This is a genomic window from Actinomadura physcomitrii (genome assembly GCF_008923205.2).
GTDB classification, from domain to species: Bacteria; Actinomycetota; Actinomycetes; order Streptosporangiales; family Streptosporangiaceae; genus Spirillospora; species Spirillospora physcomitrii.
The window spans coordinates 1-14,099 of record NZ_WBMS02000006.1; the positions used below are offsets into that span (position 1 = coordinate 1).

Sequence of the window (14,099 nt, forward strand, 5' to 3'; positions counted from 1 at the left end):
CCCCCTCTCTCCGTCTCCGCGCGGCCACGGCGCCCTCTCGCGGGCGAACCCGCCGCACCCCTCCCCGCGCCGCCGCGCGGAACCGCGGCGGCTCCAGGGGCCGCTGAAGCGCTCAGCCGCGGTTCGCGTTCGTCATGCCGAGGACGTCGAGCGCCGCGTCGAGCTGCTCCTCGGTGAGCCTGCCGTCCTTCACATAACCGCGCTCGATGACGACCTCCCGGATCGTCCTGCGCTCCGCGAGGGCCTGCTTGGCGACCTTCGCCGCCTCCTCATAGCCGATGTAGCGGTTCAGCGGCGTCACGATCGACGGGGACGACTCGGCGTACTCGCGCATCCGGTCCGCGTCGGCCTCGATACCGTCCACGCAGCGGTCCGCCAGCAGCCGCGACACGTTCGCCAGCAGGGTGATCGACTCCAGCACGTTGCGCGCCAGCATCGGCAGCATCACGTTCAGCTCGAAGCTGCCCGCCGCGCCGCCGAACGCGATCGCCGCGTCGTTCCCGATCACCTGCGCGGCCACCTGCGTCACCGCCTCGGGGATCACCGGGTTCACCTTGCCCGGCATGATCGACGACCCGGGCTGCAGGTCCGGCAGCCGGATCTCGGCGAGCCCCGCCCGCGGCCCCGACCCCATCCAGCGCAGATCGTTGGCGATCTTGTTGAGGCTCACCGCGACCGTGCGCAGCGCGCCGCTCGCCTCGACCAGGCCGTCCCGCGCGCCCTGCGCCTCGAAGTGGTCGCGGGCCTCGGTCAGCGGCAGCCCGGTCGCCCGCGCGATCTCCGCGATGACGCGCGGCGCGAACCCCTCCGGCGTGTTGATCCCGGTGCCGACCGCGGTGCCGCCGAGCGGCAGCTCCGCCAGCCGCGGCAGCACCGCCTCCAGCCGCTCCACACCGTGCCCGACCTGTGCGGCGAACCCGCCGAACTCCTGGCCCAGCGTCACCGGCGTCGCGTCCATCAGGTGCGTGCGGCCCGACTTCACGACCGTCGCGAACTCCTCGGCCTTGCGGGCCAGCGCGTCCCGCAGGTGCCGCAGCGCGGGGATCAGCTCGTTCACGACCGCGCCCGTCGCCGCGATGTGGATCGACGACGGGAACACGTCGTTGGACGACTGGGAGGCGTTCACATGGTCGTTCGGGTGCACGGGCCGGCCGAGCCGCTCCTGCGCGAGCGTCGCCACGACCTCGTTGGCGTTCATGTTCGACGACGTCCCGGACCCGGTCTGGAACACATCGATCGGGAACTGGTCGTTCCACCGGCCGTCCGCCACCTCGCGGGCCGCCTCGGCGATCGCCTCCGCGACGTCCTCGTCCAGCACGCCCAGTTCGGCGTTGACCACCGCGGCCGCCGCCTTGATCCGGCCCAGCGCGGCGATGTGCGCGGCCTCCAGGCCCCGCCCCGAGATCGGGAAGTTCTCCACGGCCCGCTGCGTCTGGGCCCGCCACTTCGCCGCCGCCGGCACCCGGACCTCGCCCATGGAATCGTGCTCGACCCGGAATTCCTGCTCCGCCATGAAGCCCGCCTCTCTGCGGGGGCGACCCCTCACGCACCCCCGTAAGAACGCCGCACGCCCTGGCTCCGCTCGGTCATGCGGCCTCCGTGGGGGACGTCCCCAGGGAGCCCCCCGCGCAACCGTCACCCTTGACCTTCATGGCAGCGGCGCGGGGCGCCCGCGCATTCCCGCGCGGGCGCGGCCCGATCAGCCTCCGGAGCCCTTCGTCACCGTGTAGCTGACGCGCTCACCGGGCTTGCCCAGCGGTTTCTCCCGCCCGTTCACCCACACGTCGCAGGCGGACGCGTCGTAGATCACGGCGTTGATGTGCTCCTCGCCGTACTGGCGCGCCTCGCCCTTGCCGAGCGTCTCGTCGCTCAGCACCCGCATCGCGGTGCCGGGCACCGACACGAAGATCTTGCAGGAGCCGTTGCGGGCCCGCACGACCAGCGTGCTGCTCGCGACGCCGGCCGGCGGGGCGGCCTCGCCGGGCCGTCCGGTGGGGATGGCGGCGTGCGCGGTCGGGGACGGCCCCGGGCTCTCCCGCATCATCCCGACGATCAGTGCGGTCGCGCCGATCCCGCAGGACGCCACCGTAGCGCCGATCAGCGCGATCACCGCCATCAGCCGGTAGCGGGGCGTGGCCTGCCGGCGCCCGGCGCGCGGCCCGGCCATGGCGCGCTCCAGCCGGTCCACCGCGCGGGCGTGGCTGAGCCGCCGGGTCGGGTTCTTCTCCAGCAGCCCGGTGATCACCGGGGCGAGCGCGCCGGCGTTCTGCGGCGCCGGCGTCGACTCGTTCGCCAGCGCGCTCAGCGTCGCCATCACGTTGTCGCGCTCGAACGGCGGGCGGCCCTCCAGCGCGGCGTACAGCGTCGCGCCGAGCGACCACAGGTCCGAGCGGGGGGTGGCCTTCTCGCCGGCGGCGACCTCCGGGGCGACGTACGCGGGGGAGCCCATGAAATGCCCGGTCTTGGTCAGGCTCGCCGACCCCGACGAGAACGCCAGCCCGAAGTCGGTGAGCACGACCCGGTCGCCGTCCAGCAGCACGTTGCTCGGCTTGAGGTCGCGGTGCACGATCCCGGCCTTGTGCGCGGTGTTGAGCGCGTCCAGCAGCCGCCGGCCGATGTGCGCGACGCGCTCGGGCGGCAGCGGGCCGTCGCGCTCGATGAGCTGCTCGAGGTTCGGCGCCTCGATCAGCTCCATCACGATCCACGGCCGGCCCTGCTCGGTGACGACGTCGTAGACCTCGACGATGGAGTGGGTGCGCAGCTGCGCGGGCGCGCGCGCCTCGCGGAGGGTACGGCGGAAGAAGACCACCCGGTCGTCCTGGGAAAGGTCCTCGGGGAGCCTCAGCTCCTTGATCGCCACCGCGCGATCGAGGAGCTCGTCATGGCCTCGCCACACGGTGCCGTTGGCACCCTGACCTATTTCCGAGACCAGCCGGTAGCGCGTCGCAAGCACGAGGCGCTCTGACTGTGACATGGCGGAAAAGATACCGGAGTGGCCGCGCGGTCACCGGGGAGACGTCTGCACCAAGTTGGATTTAGCCCCAATATGTGACCTGCCGCCCCGAAACGCCCCGGATTCGGGCCCCCGGGACCCGAATCCGAGGCGTCCGAGGCTCAGCGACGACCGATCGTAAGGACGGGGCCGGTGCTGTCGGCGAAGAAGTCGCCGCCCTTGTCGTCCACGACGATGAAGGCCGGGAAGTCCTCGACCTCGATCTTCCAGACGGCCTCCATGCCGAGCTCCGGGTACTCCAGGACCTCGACCTTCTTGATGCAGTCCTGCGCGAGCCGCGCCGCCGGGCCGCCGATCGAGCCGAGGTAGAACCCGCCGTGCTCCTTGCACGCGTCGGTGACCTGCTTGGACCGGTTGCCCTTCGCCAGCATCACCAGGGAGCCGCCCGCCGCCTGGAACTGCTCGACGTAGGAGTCCATGCGGCCGGCGGTCGTCGGGCCGAACGAGCCCGACGCGTAGCCCTCCGGCGTCTTCGCCGGGCCCGCGTAGTAGACCGCGTGGTCGCGCAGGTACGCCGGCATCGGCTCGCCCGCGTCCAGCCGCTCCTTGATCTTGGCGTGCGCGATGTCGCGCGCCACGACGAGCGGGCCGGTCAGCGACAGCCGCGTCTTCACCGGGTACCTGGTCAGCTCGGCCCGGATCTCGTCCATCGGACGGTTCAGGTCGATCTTCACGACCTCGTCGTCCAAATGCTCGTCGGTGGTGTCGGGCAGGTACTGCGCCGGGTCGGTCTCCAGCCGCTCCAGGAACACGCCCTCCGCGGTGATCTTGGCGAGGGCCTGCCGGTCCGCGCTGCACGACACCGCGATCGCCACCGGGCAGGACGCGCCGTGCCGCGGCAGCCGGATCACCCGCACGTCGTGGCAGAAGTACTTGCCGCCGAACTGCGCGCCGATGCCGAGCTTCTGCGTCAGCTCGAACACCTGCAGCTCCAGCTCCAGGTCGCGGAAGCCGTTGCCGAGCGGCGAGCCCTGCGTCGGCATCGTGTCCAGGTAGTGCGCCGACGCGTACTTGGCGGTCTTCAGCGCGTACTCGGCGGACGTGCCGCCGACCACGATCGCCAGGTGGTACGGCGGGCAGGCCGCGGTCCCCAGCGAGCGGATCTTCTCCTCTAGGAAGGACATCATCCGCTTCGGGTTAAGGACGGCCTTGGTCTCCTGGTACAGGAACGACTTGTTCGCGCTGCCGCCGCCCTTGGCCATGAACAGGAACTTGTAGGCATCGCCCGGCGCCGCGTACAGCTCGACCTGCGCGGGCAGGTTGCTGCCGGTGTTCTTCTCGTCCCACATCGTCAGCGGCGCCATCTGCGAGTAGCGCAGGTTCAGCTTCGTGTACGCGTCGTACACGCCGCGCGAGATGTGCTCCTCGTCGTCGCCGTCGGTCAGGACGTGCTGGCCGCGCTTGCCCATGACGATCGCGGTGCCGGTGTCCTGGCACATCGGCAGCACCCCGCCGGACGCGATGCCCGCGTTCTTCAGCAGGTCCAGCGCCACGAACCGGTCGTTGGGGGACGCCTCCGGGTCGTCGAGGATCCGGCGCAGCTGCGCCAGGTGCGCGGGCCGCAGCAGGTGCGCGATGTCGCGCATCGCGGTCTCGGTGAGCAGCCGGAGCGCCTCCGGCTCGACCTGCAGGAACGTCCGGCCGTTCGCCTCGAACGTGGAGACCCCGTCGGAGGTCAGCAGCCGGTAGTCGGTCTCGTCGGGGCCGAGCGGCAGCAGGTCGGTGTAGGAGAACTCAGGCATCTCAGGCAGATCCTCGCGCGATTCCGATGGGGGCCGCCTCACAGGGTACGACCCGGCGCCGCAGCCCGAGGACGACCCCCGCCGCCACCAGCGCCGCCCCCGCGAGGTCCGCCGGGCCGGGCCGTCCGAGCCCGAGCACCACCGTCGTGACCACCGCGCTGACCGGGATCATCCCGGCGAACAGCCCCGCCCGGTCCGCGCCGAGCCGGCCGAGCGCCCCGTACCAGAGCAGGAACGCGACCACGGTGACGACCACCGACAGGTACGCCAGCCCCGCGAACTCGGCGGCGGTCGGCGCCCGCAGCACGGCCGTCCCGCCGGTGACCAGCCCGACCGCCAGCAGCATCGGCGCGGCGATCGCCGCCGAGTACGCCGACACCCGCACCGGCCCGAGCACCGGCAGCAGCGGGACGGCCAGCAGCGAGAAGCACACCTCCCCGGCGAGCGCGCCCAGCGACAGCAGCAGCCCCCGCACGCTGCCCCCGCCGAGCCCGCTGGCCAGCGCCGCCCCGGCGGCGACCACGCACGCCGAGGCGACCACCGCCGGCGCGGGCCGGCGGCCCTCCAGCAGCGGCCCGACCACCGCCAGCACGATCGGCACCGTCGCGATCACCGTGCCGATCGTCGCCGGGCTCGTGTCCCGGGTCGCCGCGACGATGCAGACGTTGAACGCGACGAGGCCCGTCCCCGCCAGCGCCGCCAGCAGCGCCCACTCCCGCGCCCGCGGTTGCCGGGCCGGTCCGCCGCGCCACCGCGCCACCGCCAGCAGGATCACCGCGGCCACCGCGTACCGGACGGCCTGGCCGCCGAAGACCGGGTAGTCCGCGATCGTCGCGGAGACCGCGGTCAGCGTGCCGACGAGGAACATCGCGGTCCCGGCGGCGGCGCTGCCGCGCCCGCCGGGGAACGAGGAGATCAGCTTCATGGCTCGAACGCTACGAGCCCGTTGGACCTGAACACAGCGCCAATCCGGACCATCGATCTTGGACCAATACGGGACAAGTGACGGATGAACGCCCGGTCGACGCTGAGTGTCATGTGACCGACCTCCATCTCCCACTCGACCGCGGGGCCGGACGGCTGGCCGCGCAGATCGCCGCGGGCTTCCGCGCGGCGGTGCGGGCCGGGCGGCTGACCGCGGGCACCCGGCTCCCCTCCAGCCGCGACCTCGCCCGCGACCTCGAGGTGTCCCGCGGCGTCGTCGTGGCCGCCTACGAGCAGCTGACCGCCGAAGGGTTCCTCATCGCCCGCCGCGGCGACGGCACCCGCATCGCCCCCCTCGCCCGCCCCGACGAACCCGCCGCCACGTCCCCCGCCGCCGACCCCGCCCGCCCCGCGCTCCCCTCCTGCGACCTCCCGCCCGACCCCGGACTCCCCTACGACCTGTGGCCCGGCCGGCCGGACCTTTCGGCCTTCCCCCGCGAACGCTGGGTCGCCGCCACCCGCGCCGCGCTGCGCACGCTCCCCAGCGACGAGCTCACCTACCCCGACCCCGGCGGCGTCCGCCCGCTGCGCACCGAACTGGCCGGCTACCTCGGCCGCGTCCGCGCCGCCGTCGCCGACCCCGGCCGCGTCGTGATCATGAACGGGGTGGCGCACGGGCTGTCGGCCCTGATCCGGGTGCTGCAGGCCGACGGCCACCGGGTCCTCGCCGTCGAGGACCCGACCAGCAGCCGGCAGCTGCCGATGCTGGAGACGTCCGGAATCCGGCTCGCCCGCGTCCCCGTGGACGCCGACGGCGTGGACGTCGCCGCCCTCGCCCGGAGCAACGCCCGCGCCGTCCTCGTCACGCCCGCCCACCAGTACCCGACCGGCGTCGTGCTCTCCCCGTCCCGCCGCGCCGAACTGATCGCGTGGGCGCGCGATGTCGGCGGCGTGATCCTCGAGGACGACTACGACGCCGAGTTCCGCTACGACCGCGAACCCGTCGGCTGCCTCCAGGGCGTCGACCCCGACCGCGTCGTGCTGCTCGGCTCGGTCAGCAAGTCCCTCGCGCCCGCGCTGCGCCTCGGCTGGGCCGTCGCGCCCGCCGCCATCGCGACGCGGCTCCGCGAGCACCGCGGCCACACCGACCTCGGCGCGCCCGTCATCGAGCAGTACGCCCTCGCCGAGTTCCTCCGCACCGGCGGCTACGACCGGCATCTGCGCACGATGCGGCGCCGCTACCGGTCCCGCCGCGACGTCCTCGCCGACGCGCTCGCCACCTACCTGCCCGGCGCGACGGTTCGCGGCGTCTCAGCGGGCATCCACCTCTTTGTGGAACTCCCGCCCGGAACCGACGAGACCGCGGTCCTCGACCGCGCCGCACGCTCCGGGGTGTCGGCCGCCGGCGCCCGCGAGATGTGGTCCGCCGAACGCGCCGCCGACGCACCCCCCGCCCTCGTCCTGGGATATGCCCGAATTGCCGAAAGTCGCCTGGTCAAGGCGGCCCAACTGCTCGGCAAAGCGATTACCGAGGAGACGGACGGGTAGGACCCACGTCCCCGGTGTAGGAGGTACGGATGAGTCTGGAAGAGGCCGCACGGCAGCTCAAGATGGCCGGTCACGATGCGCAGGTCGCCTTCGACTGCATCGGCCTGGGCGACCTCGAACGCGCACAGGAGCACGCCGTCACCCTGCGCGCCGCCGCCGACGCCGCCGAGGTGGCACTGAGCCGGGCGCTGGAGGACCTGACACCGGAACAAGCCCAAGCCGCAGGCGAGAAGGCCGTAACGGCCTTGGAAAACGTCTAGAGATCCCCCGAGACCCGGGCCCCGCCGTGAGGTTGGGGCCCGGGTTCGGGTTAGGCGAGGGGGCGTTCCATGGCGGGGGTGGTGGGGTCGGCGGACTTGGCCGGTTTCGGGTCGAAGCCCTTGGCGGTCGCGAAGACGACCAGGATCAGCGCGGTCGGGACGATGAACGCCAGCCGCAGCCCGTGGTCGTGGCTGACCGGCGCGATCGCGCCGACGACGGCGGCGCCGAGGACGAAGCCGACGTAGTTGAAGATGTTCACGCGGGCGACCGCGACGCCGAGGCCGGTCGGGTCGACGCGTCCGGCGGCGGAGAAGGAGACCGGCGCGATCACGCTGAGGCCGAGGCCCGCGACCGCGAACGCGGCGATCGCCACGGCCGCGTTCGGTGCCGCGACCACGCCGACCATGCCGATGATGCCGACCAGCCCGCCGAGCCGCACCACCTGGACGGGGCCCGAGCGGCGGACGCCGAGGTCGGCGACCGCGCGGCTGATCACCATCGTGATCTGGTAGGCGACGTAGCCGAGCGGCGCGACCCAGTCGCTGGCGGACAGCTCGTCGTCCAGGTACTTGGCGCCGTAGCTGGAGATGGCCGAGTCGGCCAGGTAGGCGACCGCCATCGCCGCGCCGACGATGAGGATAGGGCGCCACGGGACGCTGCGCTCGGCGGCCTTCAGCTCCTCGGCGGACGGCCCGTCGCCCTCCTCTTCGCGCCGGTACAGCCGCGGCCCGGTGGCGAGGGACGCCACGACGCCGACGGCGGCGGCGATGCCGAAGCCGCTGAGGAGCGAGAGGTCCATCTTGTTGCTCGCCGACGCCCACAGGCCGCCGAGGATCCCGGCGACGGACCACACCGCGTAGAAGCCGGTGATCAGGCTGACGCCGTACCGGCGTTCCACCGCGATGGCCTGCGCGTTCATCGAGGCGTCCACCGCGCCGACGAACAGGCCGAACAGCGCGACGGCGCCGTACAGGGCGAGGTCGTCGTCGCCGGTGGCGCCGATCAGCACGATGGTGACGGCCACGGCGGGCTGGGCGGCGCGCAGCACGAGGCCGCTGCCGAACCGCTTGAACAGCGCGCCCGAGATGACGCTGCCGACGCCGGCGATCAGCGGCACCATCAGCAGGACGAGGGAGAGCGTCCCGTCGCTGAGGTGGTGGGCCTTCTGCATCTTCGGGACCTGCGTCACCAGGGAGGCGAAGCACAGTCCCTGGACGGCGAAAGCGGCGTAGGCGGAGACGCGCGCGCGGCGGTCCCGCTCGGTGATGCCCTCGCTCATGCGGTCCGACCTCTCTGCCCGACGCAATGTGAAGAAAGTTCGCGTCAGCGTAGAGACAGGGTACGCGCCGGGTCAATCGTCCAGGAAGACGCCGGAATCAGTCGATCAGCCGCCTGCGCATGCCCCGGACCGCCAGTATCCACATCAGGCCCGCGAACGCCACCAGCGCTCCGAGATGCCCGAGGTCGGTGAGCGGCCGCAGCCCGAACACCGCGTGCCGCACCAGCTCCACGCAGTGGTACAGCGGGTTCACCCGCGCCGCGTACCCGGCCCAGTCCGGCAGCGCGTCCACCGGGAAGAACGTCCCCGCCACCAGGAACAGCGGCGTCACCACCCCGGTGATCACGTAGTCGAACGAGTTGATCGACGGCACCACCGACGACGTCCACATCCCGAACAGCCCGAACCCGAGCGCCAGGAAGAACACCATGAACGGCACCAGCAGCATCCCGAACGACGGGTCCAGCCCGAAGAACAGCGCCACGACGATCGGCGTGCACGAGTACACCGACGACTTCGCCGCGATCCACAGCGCCTCCGCCGTCACCAGCTCGTGCACGTCCACCGGCGCCGCCAGGATCGCGTCGTAGGTGTGCTGGAACGCCCGCCGGATGTAGGAGTTGAACATCCCCGGGAACACCGACGTGAACAGCGCCGCCGTCCCCACCACGCCCGTCGCGACGAAGTCCAGGTACCGGTAGTGGCCGACCGCCGCGACCATCGACCCGAACCCGTAGCCGAACGCCAGCAGGTAGAACGTCGGCTCCACCATCGACGCGAACGACTGCGTCATCCAGTACCGCTTGTACAGCGCCAGCTCGTGCCGCCAGATCCCGCGCAGCGGCGCCGCCTCGAACCGGCGCAGCCGCGGCGCCCGCCCCGCCCGCACGGTCATTCCACGCGCTCCCCGGTCAGCACCACGAACACGTCCTCCAGGTTGGCGGCCCGGCGCACCCCGTCCGGCCCCAGCTCCTCCTCCAGCGACGGCGGGATCGTCTCCGCCTTCAGCACCGACACCGACGGCCCGGTCCGGCGCGTCGGCAGGCCCGCCGCCCGCGCGAACCGCTCGACCTCCGCCAGCCGGCCGGGCGGCCCGTAGTGCTCGACGACCCGCTCGCCCGCGTGCTCGGCGACCAGTTCCGTGGGCGACCCGCGCGCGATGACCTTCCCGTGCGACATCAGCGCGCACTCGTCCGCGAGCCGCTCGGCCTCCTCGATGTAGTGCGTCGACATCAGCACCGTCGTCCCGCCCGACCGCAGCCCGTCGATCAGCCCCCACAGCTCCGCCCGGACCTGCGGGTCCAGGCCCACCGTCGGCTCGTCCAGCAGCACCAGCGCCGGACGGTGCACCAGGCCCCGCGCGATCAGCAGCCGCCGCCGCATCCCGCCGGACAGGTCGTCCACCTTCGTGCCCTGCCGCTCGGTCAGGTGCGCGATCGCCAGCGCGTCGTCGACGGCCCTGCGGCGGTCCCGCCGCGGCACCCGGTACAGGTGCGCGAACACCTCCAGGTTCTCCCTGGCGGTCAGCTCCTCGTCCAGGTTGTCCTGCTGCGGGACGACCCCCATCGCCGCCCGCGCCTGCTTCGACTGCGCGGGCACCTCGAACCCCAGCACCCGGATGCGGCCCTCGTCCGCGACGGCCTGCGCGGTCAGCATCCGCATGGTCGTCGATTTCCCGGCGCCGTTCGGCCCGAGCAGCCCCAGGCAGCTGCCGGCGGGGACGTCCAGGTCCAGCCCGTCGACCGCGGTGAACGTCCCGAACCGCTTGACCACGCCGCGCAGGCTGATCGCCGCCGCCCCGGCCTCCCCCTCCTCGGCCGCGAGCTGCGCGCGTTGCACCGTCATGCCGTCACCCTAGGTACGGAGACCCGGCGAAACCCATCCATTTTTCTCGGAGTCCCCCGCCGCGCGCTCGGTAACCTCGTGGTGTGGACATCCCCCGCCGCCCAGGACAGGCGACCCGCGTGAGCGACCTGCGCGCCTCCGACGCCGACCGGGAGCGCGTCGCGGCCGTGCTCGGCGAGGCGCTCGCCGACGGCCGGCTCACCATGGAGGAGCACGCCGACCGCACCGCCCGCGTCTACGCCGCCCGCACCCTCGGCGAGCTCACCGGCCTCACCCTCGACCTCAGCCCCGAGGAAGCCCAGCCCATCCTCGTGGACGACCGCCCGGTCACGGTGTTCTTCGGGCGCGTCCGCCGCGACGGACGGTGGGTCGTCCCGGTCAAGCTGCCGCTGCTCGCGCTCTTCGGCACCGTCGAGCTCGACCTGCGCGAGGCCGTCCTGCAGCGCCGCCACATCGTGCTCGACTCGATGGTCCTCGCGGGCCGCGTCCGCCTGCTCGTCCCCGAGGGCGTCCGGGTGGACGTGACCGGACGCACCGTCCTCAGCACCCGCGAGGTGCGCACCCGTCCCGCCGACGAGGGCCCCACGATCGAGGTCGCCGGCACCCTCATCTTCGGCTCGGTGAAGGCCCGGGCCCCCAAGCGCACCCTCCGCCAGCGCGTCAGAGGCCGCCTGCGACGCTAGGCCGCACGGACGGCCTCCGGCGCTTCGACGAACCGCTAGACCGCGCTGTCGAAGTTGATCGCGCTGTAGGCGCGGAGCTTGGCGAGCTTGTGCTCGCTGGAGATGGTGCGGATCGTGCCGCTGCGCGAGCGCATGACGAGCGAGTGGGTGACCGCGGTGCCCTTGCTGTACCGGACGCCGTCGACCAGCTCCCCGTCGGTGATCCCGGTGGCGGCGAAGAAGACGTCGTCGGAGGTGACGAGGTCGTCGGTGGTCAGGACGCGCCCGAGGTCGTGGCCCGCGTCGATCGCCTTCCGCTTCTCCGCGTCGTCCTGCGGCCACAGCCGGCCCTGGATGACGCCGCCGAGCGCCTTGATCGCGCAGGCCGCGATGATGCCCTCCGGGGTGCCGCCGATGCCGAGCAGCAGGTCGACGCCGGTGCCGGGACGGGACGCCATGATCGCGCCGGCGACGTCGCCGTCCAGGATGAACTTGATGCGGGCGCCGGTCTCGCGGACCTCCTTGACGATGCCCTCGTGCCGGGGCCGGTCCAGGATGCAGACGGTGACGTCGTGCGTGGAGGAGCCCTTCGCGCGGGCGATGGCGCGGATGTTGTCGGCGATCGGACGCTCGATGTCGACGGCCTCGGCGGCCTCCGGGCCGGTGACGAGCTTCTCCATGTAGAACACGGCGGACGGGTCGAACATCGACCCGCGCGGCGCCACCGACAGCACGGCGATGGCGTTGCTCATGCCGAGGGCGGTCAGCCGGGTGCCGTCCACCGGGTCGACGGCGACGTCGCACTCGGCGCCGGAGCCGTCGCCGACCTCCTCGCCGTTGTAGAGCATGGGGGCGTTGTCCTTCTCGCCCTCGCCGATCACGACGACGCCGCGCATCGAGACGGTGTTGATGAGCTGGCGCATCGCGTTGACGGCGGCTCCGTCGGCGCCGTTCTTGTCCCCGCGGCCGACCCAGCGGGCCGCGGCCATCGCGGCGGCCTCGGTCACCCGGACCAGCTCCATCGCCAGGTTGCGGTCCGGCGCGGCCGGCTCGGTGGTCAGCGGGGAGGAAACGGTGGTCTCTTCGGACATGACGGGGCGGCCCCTTCGGTCGATGGTGACTCGGATTCTCCGTGGACCGGACGGCGGGTCACAAATTGGACCAGACCAGCCGGTGCGCCGGGGAGTTCCGCCCGCGCGCGGGGGTCGTTTCGACCGTCGCGCGGGCAAGGGATCGTTCCCCGTGGGAAGAGGGCGTAATCTCTGGGCTCATGAGCAGCGACATCGACGTCTCGTCCGACGGGGCGGCACAGGACGGGGGCGCGGGAGTCGCCGAGGCGCCCGCGCGCACCTCCGACCGCGGGGCCGCCACGCGCAGCGCCCTGCTGTCCGCCGCCCGCGACGTCTTCTGCGAGGCGGGCTTCGCGCAGGCCGCGGTGACCGACATCGTCGCCAAGGCGGGTGCCAGCGTCGGCAGCCTGTACCACCACTTCAACGGAAAGGCCGACCTGTACCTGACGCTGTTCGAGGAGTTCCAGGGCCGCCAGCAGGAGCGCACCCGCAAGGCCATCAGCGAGGTGCGGGACGCCGGTGAGAGCGACCCGATGCGGCAGTTCGTCGCGGGTGCCGGCGCGTACCTGGACGGGTGCCTGCGGGAGCGGGACGTCTCGCGGCTGTTCATCTCCGGCGACGGCCCGCCCGGCTTCGACCGGGCCATGCGCCAGCGCCTCAACAAGTGGGCCCGCCGGAACGCCGCGCTGTTCCACACCGCCGACGGCGGCGTGGACGAGGCGCTGGTCGTGGTGCTGACGGGCGCGATGGCGGGCGCGGTGTCGGAGATCTCCCTGATGGACGACGAGGACGCGGCGCGCACCCTCGCCGCCGAGATCATGGGCATCCTCGGGACGATCAGGAACCCCGGTACCGAGCAGCGCTGACCGTGCGGGATCCTGGAGGGGTGACCGAGAAGAGTCCCGCATCCGCTCCGGAGGCCGCCGAGACCGTCTCCGGGCCCGAGCAGCCCGCCGCCGGTGAGCGCCCGTCCGCCGCGGAGCCGTCTACCGCGGAGCCGTCCGCGGCGCAGGCGTCGCAGCCGGGCGCCGAGGCGGAGGACGGCGCGTCCGGCGAGGGGACCCCGGCCGAGGGCGAGCCTGCGGCGGCGCGGGGCGCGGGGCGTCCGGTGGTCCAGGTCAGCCCGGCCGTGTACAAGCGGCTGACGACCGGGCTCGGCGGGTTCACGATGGCGATGGGCGCGTGCCTGCTGCTCGTGCTGGCGATCTTCGTGATCACGCCGCGCGACAACAAGGAAGTGCTCCGCACCGTCGACTACTCCTCGCAGCTGTGGGCGCTGCGCAGCGACGCGCCGTACACCCCGTACGCGCCGGAGGGCCTGCCGCCCACCTGGCGGCCGACGAGCTCCCGCCTGACCGGGCTGGAGGCCGGCGGCAAGCAGCCGGTGGCGTGGCACCTCGGGTTCGTGACGCCGAAGGGCGAGTACGCGGCGCTGGAGCAGAGCAACGAGAAGCCGGAAGCGTACGTCCCGCGGATGACCAACAGCAGCAAGCCGATCGGCACGATGCAGGTCGCGGGCGAGTCGTGGGCGAAGTACCACCGCAATGACAAGAAGGCGAACTCGCTGGCGCGGCCGGGGCTCGGCGGGTCGAGCGTCGTCGTGACGGGCACCGCGTCCTACGCGGAGCTGGCGGTGCTCGCCGCCTCGCTGAAGCCGCAGGCCAAGCAGGGTGCGGGCCCGGCGCCGGCGGCGTCGGCGCACGCCACCCCGGGGTCCTGACCGGGCTCGCGGGCCCGCCCCGGATCGGTGTCCCC

13 protein-coding genes are annotated in these 14,099 nt (G+C 72.9%); 5 read left to right on the plus strand and 8 right to left on the minus strand.

Annotated features, from left to right (window positions below; genetic code table 11):
- Nucleotides 1–112: 112 nt before the first annotated feature.
- From F8568_RS09180 to F8568_RS09195, 4 genes are all read right to left on the minus strand, one after another.
- Nucleotides 113–1,513, minus strand: coding sequence for a class II fumarate hydratase (locus F8568_RS09180; RefSeq protein ID WP_151593091.1), 1,401 nt, complete (start codon nt 1,511–1,513; stop codon nt 113–115).
- Between the two features lie 186 nt (nt 1,514–1,699).
- Nucleotides 1,700–2,974, minus strand: a complete 1,275-nt coding sequence (locus F8568_RS09185; protein WP_151593092.1) for a serine/threonine-protein kinase — start codon at nt 2,972–2,974, stop codon at nt 1,700–1,702.
- Nucleotides 2,975–3,114: 140 nt separating this feature from the next.
- Nucleotides 3,115–4,755: a fumarate hydratase gene (locus F8568_RS09190; protein WP_151593093.1), complete on the minus strand. Its 1,641-nt coding sequence runs from the start codon at nt 4,753–4,755 to the stop codon at nt 3,115–3,117.
- 1 nt (nt 4,756) lies between these two features.
- Nucleotides 4,757–5,680, minus strand: coding sequence for a DMT family transporter (locus F8568_RS09195; protein ID WP_151593094.1), 924 nt, complete (start codon nt 5,678–5,680; stop codon nt 4,757–4,759).
- Nucleotides 5,681–5,793: 113 nt separating this feature from the next.
- Here F8568_RS09195 and pdxR point away from each other — a divergent pair, with 113 nt between their 5' ends.
- A complete protein-coding gene (gene pdxR, locus F8568_RS09200) occupies nt 5,794–7,227 on the plus strand; it encodes a MocR-like pyridoxine biosynthesis transcription factor PdxR (protein WP_151593095.1) in 1,434 nt (477 codons plus the stop codon).
- Nucleotides 7,228–7,256: 29 nt separating this feature from the next.
- Nucleotides 7,257–7,487 carry a hypothetical protein gene (locus F8568_RS09205; RefSeq protein ID WP_151593096.1) on the plus strand — a complete coding sequence of 77 codons (231 nt, stop codon included), beginning with the start codon at nt 7,257–7,259 and terminating at the stop codon, nt 7,485–7,487.
- A 50-nt stretch (nt 7,488–7,537) separates the two neighbouring features.
- Here F8568_RS09205 and F8568_RS09210 read toward each other — a convergent pair whose 3' ends face one another.
- The 3 genes from F8568_RS09210 to F8568_RS09220 form a co-directional block, all read right to left on the minus strand.
- Nucleotides 7,538–8,767: an MFS transporter gene (locus F8568_RS09210; RefSeq protein ID WP_202124727.1), complete on the minus strand. Its 1,230-nt coding sequence runs from the start codon at nt 8,765–8,767 to the stop codon at nt 7,538–7,540.
- Nucleotides 8,768–8,864: 97 nt separating this feature from the next.
- Nucleotides 8,865–9,662, minus strand: a complete 798-nt coding sequence (locus tag F8568_RS09215; protein WP_151593097.1) for an ABC transporter permease — start codon at nt 9,660–9,662, stop codon at nt 8,865–8,867.
- The gene (locus tag F8568_RS09220; protein WP_202124728.1) at nt 9,659–10,612 is read right to left on the minus strand and encodes an ABC transporter ATP-binding protein; all 954 of its coding nucleotides are present in this window, start codon (nt 10,610–10,612) and stop codon (nt 9,659–9,661) included. The genes F8568_RS09215 and F8568_RS09220 overlap by 4 nt, the downstream gene beginning before the upstream one ends.
- An 83-nt stretch (nt 10,613–10,695) precedes the next feature.
- Here F8568_RS09220 and F8568_RS09225 point away from each other — a divergent pair, with 83 nt between their 5' ends.
- Nucleotides 10,696–11,295 (plus strand): DUF1707 SHOCT-like domain-containing protein, encoded by a 600-nt coding sequence (locus F8568_RS09225; RefSeq protein ID WP_328600791.1) that lies wholly within the window; start codon nt 10,696–10,698, stop codon nt 11,293–11,295.
- A 35-nt stretch (nt 11,296–11,330) separates the two neighbouring features.
- On the opposite strand, the gene glpX is transcribed toward F8568_RS09225, so the two are convergent.
- The gene (gene glpX, locus F8568_RS09230; protein ID WP_151593098.1) at nt 11,331–12,365 is read right to left on the minus strand and encodes a class II fructose-bisphosphatase; all 1,035 of its coding nucleotides are present in this window, start codon (nt 12,363–12,365) and stop codon (nt 11,331–11,333) included.
- A 179-nt stretch (nt 12,366–12,544) separates the two neighbouring features.
- Between glpX and F8568_RS09235 the strand changes: the two genes are divergently transcribed.
- Nucleotides 12,545–13,210: a TetR/AcrR family transcriptional regulator gene (locus tag F8568_RS09235; RefSeq protein ID WP_151593099.1), complete on the plus strand. Its 666-nt coding sequence runs from the start codon at nt 12,545–12,547 to the stop codon at nt 13,208–13,210.
- Nucleotides 13,211–13,230: 20 nt separating this feature from the next.
- On the plus strand, nt 13,231–14,064 hold the full coding sequence (locus tag F8568_RS47910) for a DUF4245 domain-containing protein (protein WP_151593100.1): 834 nt from the start codon (nt 13,231–13,233) through the stop codon (nt 14,062–14,064).
- Nucleotides 14,065–14,099 lie beyond the last annotated feature (35 nt).